Here is a 13353-nt window from a genome sequence, read left to right as displayed (position 1 = left end):
GAACGGTCCTTTCGACTATTCCTTGGATACGTTCCAGACGTAGTTGGTGTCGAAGCTCGGTCCGAGCTTGAAGCCCTCGACGTTGCCACGGAGGCCGGCGACCTCCGTCTGCTGAAAGATCAGGATGAAAGGACTATTCTCGAGAACCGTCTTCTGCAGCTCCTTGTAGATATCGGCGCGCTTGGCGCTGTCGCGTTCGAGGAGCGCGTCCTTGGTCTTCTTGCTGAGTTCCGGAACGTCCCAGGCGTTGCGCCAGGCGAGCGTCTTGTTCGTGCCTTCGTCGGAATTGTCCGGATTGTTGGTGAAGGTATCGGCATTGGAGTGCGGATCGAAATAATCCATGCCCCACTGACCGATATACATATCGTGGTTGCGGGCGCGGTACTTGGTCAGCGTCTGTTTGCCGTCACCGGGAATGATTTCGAGCTTCACGCCCGCCTCGGCCAGCGTCTGCTGGAAAGATTCGGCAATGCCGGTCACCGGCTGGGTGTTGCGCACGTCCATCGTGACCGTGAAGCCGTCGGGATAACCCGCCTTCGCCAGCAGTTCCTTCGCCTTGGCAACGTCGAACGTGTAGGGGTTCTCGTTGAGAGCACCGAGCACGCCCTTCGGCAGGAAGCTCTGGTGTATCTCGCCTATGCCCTTGATCAGCGTCGAGCCGATCGCGTCATAGTCGACGAGATACTTGAAGGCCTGCTGTACCTCGGGTTTTGCCAGCGTCTCGTTCTTCTGATTGAGGCTGATATAGTAGACCGTGCCCTTCGGCGCGCTCGCCGTCGCCAGATCGGCATTTTTGCCGACCGCCTCGTAATCGCCCGGCTCGAGGTTTCGCGCCACGTCGATGTCGCCGGCTTCGAGCGCCAGCCGCTGGCCGGAGCTTTCCTTCATGTGGCGGTAGATGACGCGGGCGAGTTTCGCCGGTTCGCCGTAGAAGTTTTCGTTGCGCTCCAGAACCACGACCTCGTTTGCGCGCCATTCGCGCAGCTTGAACGGACCGGATCCGGCGTAACCGGTCTTCAGCCATTCATTGCCGAAGTCGTTGTCGTATTTGTATTCGTCGCTCGGCGTAACGGATTTCACGTGCTCGAGCACGAGCTTCTTGTCCACGACGGAGGCGACGGTCGCCGTGAGACAGTTGAGCACGAAGCTCGGCGCGTAGGGCTGGTCGACCGTGAAGACGAAGGTCTCGGCGTCGGCGGCCTTCGCCTTTTCCGTGACGTTGTCGCCGGTGAGGCCGAACTGCGTAAGAATGAAGGCCGGGCTCTTGTCGAGCTTGACGGCGCGTTCAAACGAATAGGCGACGTCCTCGGCGGTGATCGGATTGCCGGAGGCGAATTTCATGCCGGACTTGAGCTTGAACGTATAGGTCAGGCCGTCATCGGAGACCGTCCAGCTTTCGGCGAGGTCGCCGATGACCTTGGACGTGTCGTTGAGATCGAGGCGGACGAGCAGGCTGTAGGTGTTGCTGGTCATCTCGGCGGTCGACAGCTCGAAAGCTTCGCCCGGATCCATGGTGATGATGTCGTCGAACGCGAAGCCCTCGACCAGCGTATCCTTCGGCGTTTCCGCGAAGGACGGCTGGGCCGCACCCATTGCCATGGCGAGTGCCGCCGAGGCGGCAAGAACTCGAAAACGTCCGTTGAGCTTGTGCATCATATCGCGCTTCCCTCTTTTAACCCTTCTCGGGCTTTTCTTCATGATGATCAGGCAGGCTTGTGCCACGCCTGACCCAGAACTCTCAGCCAGTTCTCCCGGCATATTTTCGCCAGTTCGGCGTCACCATATCCGGCGTCTTCCAGCGCGGCAACGAGCTTCTGATTTCCCGCCGCGTCGGCGATTTCCTCGGGGATGGTCGCGCCGTCGAAGTCCGATCCGAGCGCCACGCAATCGATACCGATACGTTCGACCAGATGGTCGACGTGGCGGACCATGTCGGAAAGCGGCGTCGTCGCGTTCTCCTGCCCATCGGGGCGCAGCATCGTCGTCGCATAGTTGAGGCCGACGATGCCGCGGCTCTCGCGGATGGCGTCGAGCTGCCGGTCGGTCAGGTTGCGGGCGACCGGCGTCAGCGCATGAGCATTGGAATGGCTGGCGACGAGCGGCTGGTCGGTCGTCTTCGCCACGTCCCAGAAACCCTTTTCCGTGATGTGCGCGAGGTCGATCAGAATGCCGAGCCGGTTGCAGGCGCGCACGAGTTCGAAGCCGGCTTCGGTAAGGCCGGGCCCCGTATCGGGCGACATCGGGTAGGCGAAGGGAACGCCATGACCGAACACGTTATGGCGGCTCCATACAGGGCCGAGCGAGCGAAGTCCGGCGGCGTGGAAAGTCTCGAGCGCCGCGAGGTCGGGCCCGATCGCCTCGCAGCCCTCCATATGCAGGACGGCAGCAAACACTTCGTCGGCCATTGCCGCGCGTATCTCTTCAACCGAACGGCAAAGCCGCCAGGCGCCCGCGCGGTCGAGCTTGAACGCGATGTCTGCGAGCTCCATGGCGGTCGCGAGCGACGGCAAGTGGTCGAGCGGCGCCGCCATGGGCGTCGCGTAATGGCCATTCTCATCCGGCGTCTTGAGCACCAGATCGCCGGACGGGACGTAAATCGCACAGAGGCCGCCTGCGAGACCGCCTGCCCTGGCCCGCGCCGCATCGATGTGGCCCTTATCGGTGCCTTCCGAAAACTCGGCCACCGGGTCGGCACCGCCGCGTGCATGTTGCCAAAGGCGCAAAAGCACATCGTTATGGCCGTCGAAAACCGCCTGCATTCCCAAATTTTCCTTCGTTATATCAGGGAGATCGGATGGGACATCGCCACCGCGCGTCCGGACGGAGACGAAAGGCGATGCTATTGAAACGGACTGCGCATTTCAATGAATATCCGGGAATTTCAGTGGATAGGCTGTAGCGAAAACTTGCAGGAAGCCGACCGCGATCGTCACCGCGATCAATGGAACGTGGATTTCGAGAAGAGGTTGAGTACCAGCACGCCGGCGATGATGAGCCCCAGCCCGAGAATAGCCGGCAGATCGAGCTTCTGACCGAAAACTACGTAGCCGGCGATCGAGATCAGCACGATGCCGAGGCCGCTCCAGAGCGCATAGGCGATCCCGACCGGGATGTAGCGGAGCGCATAGGAGAGGAAGAAGAAGGCGACCGCGTAGCACAGAACCATGAGCACGGTGGGCGTCAGCCGCGTGAAGTGCTGCGCCGCCTGCATGGCGGAAGTGCCGAGCACTTCGAAGACGATGGCGATCACCAGAACGGTGTAGAGCGTGGCGGGATTCACGGAACGTCTCCGATCGAAGTATGGGAAAGCGGCACGGGTCTGCCCTCTATTCCAGCGAAAGCGAGTTGAGTTTCTGAAGCAGGATCGCCCTGGTCGACGCTTCGATGTCGTGGCTGCGCATCAGATCCGACAGCCAGACGCCATCGGCGGCGAAGCGGGCGAGCAGGCAATTTGGCGAACTGTCCGTCGCGGCGAATTGCGCGGACCGGCGCGCCACCCATTCGCGCCAACGCTCCTTGAGGTGCGGCTCGGCCAGGAGCGCAATGGTCAGCATCTGCCAACCTTGCGCCTCCGCATCGAGCGCGAAACAGACGCCGAGATAGGCACGCGTAAAGCGTCCCTTTTCGACGTCATCTCCGGCCATCGCTTCGTCGAGGGCGCTGTCGAAACGCACGACAAGATCATCGAAGAGGGCGTCGAGCAGAGCCAGCTTGTTCGGGAAATGGTGCAACAGCCCGCCTTTGCTGACACCCGCCGCCTGCGATACGGCGTCGAGGGTGACCGCGGCGATGCCCTGCTCCAGCGACAGGCGTCCCGCGACCTCCAGCAATTGCCGGCGGACGCGTTGCGGCTGTTTTTTTCTTGATGGGGCGTTTGTCATATCTCATAAACATACCGTCTGGACGGTTTGTCAAGTGGCTTTCCTCGGGGCGACGATTGTCGCGCGGAAGGCAGACGACGATCTCTGCCGCGCCGAAAAGCCGCAAGCGAAGGAATGGCAAGGCATTGCCCGCCCGGGTCGCGCGCTGTACCAATCCCGGCGAGGAACGTGACCATGACGGAACCGCAAACGACGACGCTTTACGAGGCGATCGGTGGCGACGCCACCGTGCGCGCCCTGACGCGGCGCTTCTACGAACTGATGGACAGCCTGCCCGAGGCGGCGAACTGCCGCGCCATCCACCCGCCGGATCTGACCGGCAGCGAGGAAAAGTTCTACGAATATCTGACCGGCTGGCTCGGTGGACCGCCGATCTATGTGCAGAAACGCGGCCACCCCATGCTGCGTCGCCGGCACTTCATTGCCGGGATCGGGCCTGTCGAGCGCGACGAATGGCTTCTCTGCTTCACCCGCGCACTCGAAGAAACCGTCTCCCACCCGAAGCTGAGGGAGATCATTCTGGAGCCGATCACCCGGCTCGCCCATCATATGCAGAACAAGGAATAGCCAGGATGCCGAACAGCGGACTGCGCTCGACCATGCTTTTCGTAGCCGGCCTCATGGGCCTCTTCGGCGTCGCGAGTGCCGCCGCCGCTTCGCATGGCGATCCGCGTCTTCTCGGCGGCGCATCGGCCATGTGCCTCGCCCACGCACCGGCGCTCGTCGCGCTTCATGCCGGATGGGCGCACTTCCGCACCGCCGCCCTCGCCGCCTTGCTGCTGGCGGCAGGCACGGCACTCTTTGCCGGAGACCTCACCATGCGCCATTTCTCGGGCCACGGCCTCTTCCCAATGTCGGCGCCGCTCGGGGGCCTGACGATGATGGCCGGCTGGCTTGCCGTCGCGATCGGGGCATTCCTGCGCCCGGAAGCGTGAGGAGGGACAAGCCCGAAGTACAGGAATTCCGGTAAGAGGGGAGTTTCAGTATGCAGTCGCACATTTTCGGAGGCAGACTGGCCTTCCGGATGAAAGTGAACCAAACCTGTTGAGATTCGGAGGCCTGCAATCTCTCCTCGCCTCATTCCTGTGATTGTCACAGGGATCCAGCAGCGCCGCGTCTGCGGCGCGGGAAGCGTTCTTTCAGCCCAAGGACTTGGTCTGGCTGGATTCCTGTGACAAGCACAGGAATGAGGAAATCAAACAAGCCGCCGCGGGTTCGTCAAGCATAACGGCGCGCTGAAGATCAGGCACCCTCGACGACGGTAAAGCCCTCGAACTTCGGGGGACCGAGATACATTGCCTTGTTTTCGCCGGCGCTTCGGTGCGCCGCCCGGAAATTATCGGACTTGGTCCAGGCGATGAAGGCGTCCCTGGTCTCCCAGGCCGATTTCGAAATAAAAGGCGTGTAGCCTTCCTCCGGCACGCTGTCGCCGCGCAGCAGATGGAATTCGATGAAGCCCGGCATCTCCGAGAGAGAAGAGTCCCGCGCCTTCCAGACCGCCTCGAAGGCCTCCTCCTGGCCGGCTGCGACACGGAAACGGTTCATGGCGAAAAACATGGCTAGCTCTCCTGTAGCGGGATGAGGAAAGTGTGTGCGGTTTTTCGCCCGCATCCCGCGCCTCAACTATTAGCGCATCCCAATGTTTCATGGAAACACTGGAAGGCCCTAACCCTTGGTCCAACGCACTTCCGGACGGAAGCCGTTACACACGTTTCCTGGAAGCGATCTAGGCCTTCTTTTGCGAGACGGGCTGCGCTGTCGTTGACGGAAACGGCAGGACAGATCCCCCGCTCGGCGGCGCAAGGCCGAGAGTATCCCTCGCCGGCGGGCGCGCTTGCCAGGTCGGAAATTCGGTCACGTTTTCGTTTTCCTCAAGCATCCGTGCTCGGCGCGTGAGAAGCTCGTAGAGCTCGGTAACCAGTCCGTCACCGAATTGCGAAGCGAGTTTGTGAAGACCGATCATCGTCATCTGATCGGGACGTTCGTCATGCATTGGAAGCTCCATGCGGCCGGCGAGAATGCCGTCTGACCGCTCGTAAAAGATTCAGTTCTCGCTGCCGTTTCCGGTCAGATCCTGAAGCGCCCGCTCGAGACTCGACTTCGAGCCGTTGCGCAACGGCACGAAGGCCTTGCCCCACTTCTTGCAGCCGGTCTTCACGCGAAGACACGCATCGTGGCTGATGCAGTCGATCGGGCAGAAGACGCAGTCGACCGAGGGCAGGACGCGATCGATGCGCGACACCGCCTCCCGTAAACCGCCGTCATGGTGGATGAGTTCCGCACCGTAGGAACTGGCGATCTGGCGCAGATGCGCAACCTGGCAGTCGCGTCCGCCGACATAGAGGAAGCTACGGCCCTCGAGCGTCACCTTTCCGGCATTGGATTGCGGCTGGCTCTGCGCATCCTTCGCCCTGCCCTTGCCGCCCTTGCCTGCATTCTGGTGCCGCTTGCCACCCATCCGTCGTCTCCGTCTTGCTTCGCGACGCCGGCCCTGCGGCCCATCGCCAATCAGATTTGGCACACACCGATCGGTTGCGTGACGGAGGCAACCTATAAAACTTGATAGCAGGAGTAAAGTATAAACATGAGTGTTTTGATCATATATTTCGATGCTCGCCTTCGCGACTTTTTCCTCGCTCGCGGAAGCAGATTCACAGCGCTGAATTCACCGGGTGAAGGACACCGGGATGTTGAATTCCCATCTGTCGCGGCCCGCACCGGCGGGAATGGCCGGGAAAGGTGCCGCCCGGCGCACGGTTTCCAACGCCGCCTGATCGAGGACGGGTGAACCGGCGCTTTTCGTTATGCCGACCCTTGCCACCCCACCACCGGAAGTTACGGTAAAGCTGACGTGGGCAACACCGCGCAGCCCCTGCCTTCTGGCCTCGGCCGGGTAGCGAATAGCGCGGGTCAGCTTTCTTCTGACCTTGCCGGGATAGTTCGACACCGCGGCATTGCCGATTTCCCGCGACGCACCGCGGCTTTCTCCGGTGGCGGCAGCCGCCGTGGCATTCTCCACGCCGTCGGTCTTGCCCTTTTTCTGCGATTTCGCCTGGGCGCCGCCCTCACCTGCCTTTTTTCGGACGACCTTCTTTTTCTTCGCCGGCTCCTTCTTCGGCTCCACCTTCTCGACCTCGGGCTTCAAGACTTCCTCAGGGTCCGGTCTCTCCTGCGGAATGACGGTCTCGACCGGAGCGATGCTTGCGATCACGTCTGCTTCTTCGACCTGGCTCGCCGGCATCTCTTCCGCGGGGAGTATGACGTCCGCCTCCGTCGGCGTCATCTCGGACGGCTCCTGGGCAACAGGTTCGGTCGGCACCGGCTCTACAGCTTCGACCACCTCTTCCGTCGGTTCGATCTCGGTCGGCTTCAGTTCCTCGGGCGTCTCTTCCGTCGGCTCCACCACTTCGGATGGGTCCCCCGCCTGAACGGCATCTTCGAAGGCGTTGCCGAGCATCGACACTTCCACGGTGGAGCCGCCGGCGATGAGCGCCAGCTCCTTTTCCTCATCAGGAGCAAGCAACATCGCCCCGCCGGCGTGCGCCAGCAGGGAAAGGCCGATCGCCGCCGCCCATTTCACCATGTGTTTCATTCTGTCTTGCCTTCCGCCGGCAATTTCGCGAACGCGAACCTCAGCCCTTGAGCTCCACGGCCGATTTCGAGCCGGTCTTCAGGCCCGTCATACATGCACCCTTGTCGACGCCTTCGCCGACGCAGGTCGGCGCATCGTTGATCAGCAGGCTTTTCACCGCCTCGCACTTCGTACCCGGCAGATCGAATTGCCTGACTTTCGTCTTGCCCGCGGGAAGATCCCTGAAATCGAGCACGGCCATGCGCTCGACCAGACCTTTCTGATCGAAGAGCACGAATTCGAACGAGACCTTCGAAAGAGCGAGCGCGCTACTGGCGACGAAGGTCAACTTGCATCCCTTTTCCGACGACGCGATCTCGTTGAGCTCGATCGAAAGGCCGGCTGGCGCGGCAGCATCCTGCGCTCCGGCTGCCCCTGCCGTGAAGAGAGCTGCAAAGGCCGCAAAGGCAAAACGGGAAAAATAAGTCATCCTGGCACCACTCGCTGTCCGCGGCGGTCCTTTCGGTTCCCGCACGCGTTCCTTTTAACTTGACCGCAACATTCCGGTATTGCGTCCTTAATGAAATATGAGTAGTGAAGTCAAGATACTAACTGGAATGGGCGGGATCAATGGATGACGCACTCGTCTCGTCTCCTACTCGCGAACCGGCAAAACCGTGACACCGAACGACAACGATAATCCACGATCCCCGCGGACCGAGACGCCGCTGAACCGGCCGCAACCGATCGTCGAGAGCCAGGACCTTTTCCGCGGCCACAACGAGATTCTCATTTCCCACGACGGGGCGATCTATCGAATGAAGATCACCCGCCAGGGCAAGCTGATTCTGAACAAGTAGCGAGATGACGATGACTGAGAGCGCTCACCCCACCCCGTCCGATATCCGGGCCTATCGCGCCGAGAATCCGAAGCTGCGCGAACGCGACATCGCCGCGAAGCTCGGCATTTCCGAGGCAGCGCTCGTCGCTGCCGAATGCGGCCTCACCGCCGTCCGGATCGACTGCAGCGCCAGCCGCTTCCTCGAGCGCGTCGAGGAGTTGGGCGAAGTCCTTGCGCTTACCCGCAACGAAAGCGCCGTCCACGAAAAGGTCGGCGTCTACGAGAACATCAAGCAAGGGCACGGCGCGGCTCTGGTGCTTGGTCCCGAAATCGACCTGCGTATCTTTCCCGGCGCCTGGGCACATGGTTTCGCCGTGACCAAGACGGATGCGACAGGGGAGGTTCGCCGCAGCCTGCAGTTCTTCGACAAGTGGGGCAATGCCGTCCACAAGGTTCACCTGCGTCCTCTCTCGAACCTGGCCGCCTATGAGACGATCGTCGAAGACCTTCGCCTGGACGATCAGTCGCAGGACTTCATCGCCGATCCCGGCGCGCCCGCGGACGACGATTCGGCCGATGCTGCAGTCGATACGGCGGAGCTGCGCGACCGCTGGTCGAAGCTCACGGACACGCATCAGTTTCCCGGCATGTTGCGCAAGCTCAATATCGGACGGCGCCGGGCGCTGCACGCGATCGGCGACGACTTTGCCTGGCGGCTCGACACGGCCTGCATCGAGATGATGATGCGCAATGCTGCAGAGACGGCCCTGCCGATCATGTGCTTCGTCGGCAACCGCGGCGTCATCCAGATTCATTCCGGTCCCGTCGTCAAGATCGGCACCATGGGGCCGTGGCTGAACGTGATGGACGAAACCTTCCATCTGCATCTGCGCACCGATCACATCGCCGAACTCTGGGCCGTCCGAAAGCCGACCGCGGACGGACACGTGACCTCCCTCGAAGCGCTCGACGCCAAGGGCGAGATGATCATCCAGTTTTTCGGAAAGCGGAAGGAAGGTTCCTCGGAGAGGGCCGAATGGCGCAGCCTGGTCGAGGCGCTGCCCCGCCTGGAAGCCGTCGTCGCGGCCTGATGGCGCCGCCCGACCGGCGGCGATTTGGGACGACACGCACAGATCAAAGGAAGTGATGATGAACGGCTTCGGTATCCGCCGTCTTCGGCGTTGGGAAATGGCCCTCGCGGCCTTCGCGCTGTCGGCGCCTTTCGTTCTGCCCCTGCTTGCGCCGGGAACTCCTCCGTTCCTGCGCCCGGCGATGGCCGAGGTGCTCGAGCAGCCGGACACCTCCCGCGTCGTTTCCGTGGGCGGCGCGATTACCGAAATCATCTATGCGCTCGGCGAGGAGAACCGCCTCGTCGGCCGCGACTCCACCAGCATTTACCCGGAGGCGGCGACCAAGCTGCCGGATGTCGGCTACATGCGGCGATTGGCGCCCGAAGGCGTTCTTGCCGTCAACCCGACGGCAATCGTGGCCGTCGAGGGCAGCGGCCCGCCGGAAACGCTCGCCGTGCTCCAAGAGGCGAATATTCCCTTCACCAGCATCCCCGAGACCTATGACAAGGACGGCATCGTCAACAAGATCCGCGCCGTCGGAGCTTTCCTCGGCGTGAAGGAAAAGGCCGAAACGCTCGCGCAATCCGTGGAGAGAGATCTCGCCGCCGCCGTGGCCGACAGTGCCGCTCGCCCGAAAGCCGAGCGCAAGCGTGTCCTCTTCGTTCTGAGCACCCAGGGCGGCAGAATCCTCGCCTCCGGTACCGGCACCGCCGCCGCCGGCATCATCGAGCTTGCCGGCGCGGTCAACGCCGTCGGCACCTCGCCCGGTTACAAGCCATTGACGGAGGAGGCGATCATCGAGGCCAAGCCCGATGTGGTCCTGATGATGAACCGCGGCGATAGCCATGCTGCAGGCCCCGACGAACTCTTCGCGCTTCCGGCCCTCAGCCTCACCCCGGCGGCAAAGAACAAGGCGCTGATCCGCATGGACGGGCTGCATCTGCTCGGCTTCGGTCCTCGCACGGCAGGCGCTATCCGCGAACTCAACGCCGCAATTTACGGAAAGAAGACCAATGCCTCGCAGTGAGGCCATGGAAGGCCCGATGCGCCGGCCGGCACTTGCCGCCCGGATCGTCCGCGACTGGCGCAACGGAGACCGGGCGGGCCTGGCGCGTGGCCTGATCCTCGTTCTGGCGATACTGGCGGCCGTGACGTTCATGACCTCCATCACCACCGGCGCCGCCGACGCTTCGCTCGGCAATATCCTTCGGTGGCTTTTCGGCGAGGCCGATCAGGCCATGAGCGCCCGCGACCGAATCATCATCCTCGATATCCGTCTGCCGCGTGCCGTTCTCGGCATGCTGGTCGGCGCGTCGCTTGCCGTTTCCGGCGTCGTGATGCAGGGCCTCTTCCGCAATCCGTTGGCCGATCCCGGCCTTGTCGGAGTTTCCTCCGGCGCAAGCCTCGGCGCGGTGCTGTTGATCGTGCTCGGTGACGTTGCCTTTGGCCCGCTATTCGCGGTCTTCGGCTTCTATGCCCTCCCCTTCGGCGCCTTTCTCGGCGGCCTCGCCACCACGCTGCTGCTCTACCGGATCGCTACGCGCGGCGGCCAGACCTCGGTCGCGACGATGCTGCTGGCGGGCATTGCGCTGGGCGCGCTTGCCGGTGCAGTGACGGGCGTACTCGTCTTCATCGCGGACGACAAACAACTGCGCGATCTCACTTTCTGGGGCCTCGGATCGCTCGCCGGCGCCAACTGGACCAAGATCGGCGCCGCCGGACCGATCATTCTCCTGTCACTTGCAGTCGTCCCCTTCCTGGCGCGCGGGCTCAACGCCATCACGCTCGGCGAAGCCGCCGCCTATCACATGGGCGTCCCGGTTCAGCGGCTGAAGAACATCGCCATCTTCAGCGTTGCCGGCGCCACCGGCGCGTCGGTGGCCGTCAGCGGCGGCATCGGATTCGTCGGCATCGTCGTTCCGCATCTCCTGCGGCTGATCATAGGCCCGGATCACCGCTACCTGCTGCCCGCCTCCGCCCTCCTTGGCGGCACGCTGCTGATCTTCGCCGACATGCTGGCCCGCACCATCGTGTCGCCGGCCGAACTGCCGATCGGCATCATCACCGCCTTCGTGGGTGCGCCCTTCTTTCTCTGGGTCCTGCTCAGGGGCCGGTCGAACTTGGGACTTTGATTGCGAACATGATCAGAGCATCCGACATTTCCGTCCGCCTTGCCGGAAGACAGGTGCTGCACGGCGTCTCCCTCGACGCCGCTCCCGGTGCGATGACTGCAATCGTCGGCCCGAACGGATCGGGCAAGACCACGACCTTGAAGGCGATCTCGGGCGAGCTCACGCCTTCGGCCGGTAAGGTCACCATCAACGGTCGCGACATCGCAAGCCTGAAACCATGGGAGCTCGCACTGAAGCGGGGCGTGCTGCCGCAATCGACGGTCATCTCCTTTCCCTTCACCGTCAGGGAAATCGTGCGCCTCGGCCTCGAGGCAGCCGGAAGCGGCAAGGCGGTCGCCGGCGACCGGACAGCCGACGAAGCTCTAGAGGCCGTCGATCTCGCCGGCTTCTCCGGCCGCTTCTACCAGGAACTTTCGGGCGGCGAACAGCAGCGGGTGCAGCTCGCACGCGTCCTCTGCCAGATCTCGGCGCCGGTCGCAGACGGCGAACCGCGCTATCTCCTGCTCGATGAGCCGGTATCGAGCCTCGACATCCGCCACCAGCTCACGATCATGCGGCTTGCGCGCCAATTCTGCGCCGACGGCGGCGGTGTCGTCGCTGTCATGCACGATCTCAACCTTACATCGATGTTTGCCGATCAGATCGTGATGATGAAAGCCGGCCGCATCCGGGCGCGCGGAGCGCCGAAAGACGTGCTGACCGACGAGACCATGGAAGCGGTCTTCGGCTGCCGCATGCGGGTGAGCGTCGCTCCGGCACAGGATATCCCGTTCGTATTGCCGCAGTCCGCCACGATGTGAAGCCGGGCTCACAGCGGCAACGTCAGGATTACCGAAACAAATTCCTCCCTCATGCGTTGATCTACAATGCCGGCGTGTAGACCGCGCCCGCTTGGAGTGCCGCGTGTCCTATCGGGCGCACAAAGAGCCGGGGAGTGTGCCTTCGCCGGCCGATTCGCATGAACCGACCACATGCCGGCCGTTTCACGCCGGCACAGCAGCGAGGGAAAAGACAATGGCGACAGGCATGTTCTCGGGCTCGGGCAGCCGCAAGCGCAACGGCAGCGCGATCGACCCGTCGATGGAGGATCAGCTCAACGAAATACGCGAAGACATTGCGCAGCTCATGACGCTGATTGCCGACCGCGGGGCTGCGGCTTCGCGTGATGCAAAGGTCAAGGCGCGCGGCGCCCGTGACCAGGCCGAAACCGATCTGCACGCCCTGTTGGAGAGCGGCGAGCAGATGCTTTCCGACTTGCGCAGCCGCTATGCGGATACGGAAAGAGAGGTTCGTCGGACGATACGCGAGCATCCTCTTGCGACGCTCGGCACCGCAGCCGTTATCGGCCTCATCGCAGCCGCTTTGCTGCGCCGGTGAGGACTGCCAGGCGTCGCGTTGACCGAGTATGAAGGGGAGCTACCTTATGGGGACACTCGGAACTGTCCTGTCGGCCCTGCTTGCGTTCGACGCCGCCGCTGCGGCGTCGCGCTATAAACGCAATGTGGTCCTGTGGGCCATCGTCGCCGTGCTTCTCGGCAGCGCCTACGTCTTCGCCCTGATAGCAATCGCCCTGCTTCTCTCGGCGCGCTATTCGCCGGTCGCCGCAGCGCTGACGGTCACCGCCGCGCTGATCGTGACCGCTCTGGTGGTCATCGGCGTCATGGCCGGGCTGAATGCCCGTGATCGCCGGCTCGCCGACGAACGCCGCCGCCGCTCGGCGATGCGGACGAATCTTGCGCTCGTTGCGGTGACAAGCATCCTGCGCAAACAGCCGCTTCTGGGGGCCGCGACCGGGATTGCCGTTGCCGCGCTGCTGGGACTGAGCCGGGGCCGCAAGCGCAGCGACGATAGTTGATTC

Annotated in this window: 18 protein-coding genes; 9 read left to right on the top strand and 9 right to left on the bottom strand. The window is 62.9% G+C overall.

Annotated features, from left to right (window positions below; genetic code table 11):
• Positions 1-15: 15 nt before the first annotated feature.
• The 4 genes from AC6CIG_RS04785 to AC6CIG_RS04770 form a co-directional block, all read right to left on the bottom strand.
• Positions 16-1656 carry an ABC transporter substrate-binding protein gene (locus AC6CIG_RS04785; RefSeq protein ID WP_018095703.1) on the bottom strand — a complete coding sequence of 547 codons (1641 nt, stop codon included), beginning with the start codon at positions 1654-1656 and terminating at the stop codon, positions 16-18.
• A gap of 47 nt (positions 1657-1703) precedes the next feature.
• Positions 1704-2759 carry a dipeptidase gene (locus tag AC6CIG_RS04780; RefSeq protein WP_026168668.1) on the bottom strand — a complete coding sequence of 352 codons (1056 nt, stop codon included), beginning with the start codon at positions 2757-2759 and terminating at the stop codon, positions 1704-1706.
• A gap of 179 nt (positions 2760-2938) precedes the next feature.
• Positions 2939-3280 (bottom strand): DMT family transporter, encoded by a 342-nt coding sequence (locus AC6CIG_RS04775; protein ID WP_018095705.1) that lies wholly within the window; start codon positions 3278-3280, stop codon positions 2939-2941.
• 46 nt (positions 3281-3326) lie between these two features.
• The gene (locus tag AC6CIG_RS04770) at positions 3327-3881 is read right to left on the bottom strand and encodes a TetR/AcrR family transcriptional regulator (protein WP_437411686.1); all 555 of its coding nucleotides are present in this window, start codon (positions 3879-3881) and stop codon (positions 3327-3329) included.
• A gap of 174 nt (positions 3882-4055) precedes the next feature.
• Between AC6CIG_RS04770 and AC6CIG_RS04765 the strand changes: the two genes are divergently transcribed.
• Positions 4056-4448, top strand: a complete 393-nt coding sequence (locus AC6CIG_RS04765; protein WP_018095707.1) for a globin domain-containing protein — start codon at positions 4056-4058, stop codon at positions 4446-4448.
• Positions 4449-4453: 5 nt separating this feature from the next.
• The gene (locus AC6CIG_RS04760; protein WP_018095708.1) at positions 4454-4816 is read left to right on the top strand and encodes a DUF423 domain-containing protein; all 363 of its coding nucleotides are present in this window, start codon (positions 4454-4456) and stop codon (positions 4814-4816) included.
• Between the two features lie 307 nt (positions 4817-5123).
• Here AC6CIG_RS04760 and hmuQ read toward each other — a convergent pair whose 3' ends face one another.
• The 5 genes from hmuQ to AC6CIG_RS04735 form a co-directional block, all read right to left on the bottom strand.
• On the bottom strand, positions 5124-5438 hold the full coding sequence (gene hmuQ / locus AC6CIG_RS04755) for a heme-degrading protein HmuQ (RefSeq protein WP_018095709.1): 315 nt from the start codon (positions 5436-5438) through the stop codon (positions 5124-5126).
• Positions 5439-5607: 169 nt separating this feature from the next.
• On the bottom strand, positions 5608-5874 hold the full coding sequence (locus AC6CIG_RS04750; protein WP_127710167.1) for a hypothetical protein: 267 nt from the start codon (positions 5872-5874) through the stop codon (positions 5608-5610).
• Between the two features lie 51 nt (positions 5875-5925).
• Positions 5926-6339 carry a DUF2325 domain-containing protein gene (locus tag AC6CIG_RS04745; protein ID WP_018095711.1) on the bottom strand — a complete coding sequence of 138 codons (414 nt, stop codon included), beginning with the start codon at positions 6337-6339 and terminating at the stop codon, positions 5926-5928.
• A gap of 207 nt (positions 6340-6546) precedes the next feature.
• Positions 6547-7473: an energy transducer TonB family protein gene (locus AC6CIG_RS04740; protein ID WP_127710169.1), complete on the bottom strand. Its 927-nt coding sequence runs from the start codon at positions 7471-7473 to the stop codon at positions 6547-6549.
• 40 nt (positions 7474-7513) lie between these two features.
• A complete protein-coding gene (locus tag AC6CIG_RS04735; RefSeq protein WP_127710171.1) occupies positions 7514-7942 on the bottom strand; it encodes a hypothetical protein in 429 nt (142 codons plus the stop codon).
• Positions 7943-8129: 187 nt separating this feature from the next.
• Between AC6CIG_RS04735 and hemP the strand changes: the two genes are divergently transcribed.
• From hemP to AC6CIG_RS04700, 7 genes are all read left to right on the top strand, one after another.
• Positions 8130-8312 (top strand): hemin uptake protein HemP, encoded by a 183-nt coding sequence (gene hemP / locus AC6CIG_RS04730; protein ID WP_127710173.1) that lies wholly within the window; start codon positions 8130-8132, stop codon positions 8310-8312.
• 10 nt (positions 8313-8322) lie between these two features.
• Entirely contained in the window at positions 8323-9384 is a 1062-nt protein-coding gene (locus AC6CIG_RS04725; protein WP_164866934.1) for a hemin-degrading factor, read from the top strand.
• A gap of 55 nt (positions 9385-9439) precedes the next feature.
• On the top strand, positions 9440-10390 hold the full coding sequence (locus AC6CIG_RS04720; protein WP_127710176.1) for a heme/hemin ABC transporter substrate-binding protein: 951 nt from the start codon (positions 9440-9442) through the stop codon (positions 10388-10390).
• Positions 10377-11495, top strand: coding sequence for a FecCD family ABC transporter permease (locus tag AC6CIG_RS04715; RefSeq protein ID WP_018095717.1), 1119 nt, complete (start codon positions 10377-10379; stop codon positions 11493-11495). Before AC6CIG_RS04720 ends, AC6CIG_RS04715 begins: the two co-directional genes overlap by 14 nt.
• 8 nt (positions 11496-11503) lie before the next feature.
• On the top strand, positions 11504-12295 hold the full coding sequence (locus AC6CIG_RS04710) for a heme ABC transporter ATP-binding protein (protein ID WP_127710179.1): 792 nt from the start codon (positions 11504-11506) through the stop codon (positions 12293-12295).
• A gap of 214 nt (positions 12296-12509) precedes the next feature.
• Positions 12510-12872 (top strand): ElaB/YgaM/YqjD family protein, encoded by a 363-nt coding sequence (locus tag AC6CIG_RS04705; protein ID WP_018095719.1) that lies wholly within the window; start codon positions 12510-12512, stop codon positions 12870-12872.
• A gap of 46 nt (positions 12873-12918) precedes the next feature.
• Positions 12919-13350 carry a hypothetical protein gene (locus AC6CIG_RS04700; protein ID WP_127710181.1) on the top strand — a complete coding sequence of 144 codons (432 nt, stop codon included), beginning with the start codon at positions 12919-12921 and terminating at the stop codon, positions 13348-13350.
• Positions 13351-13353 lie beyond the last annotated feature (3 nt).

Source organism: Sinorhizobium sp. GQ132 (assembly GCF_059758575.1).
This window is presented reverse-complemented; position numbering and strand designations above follow the sequence as displayed.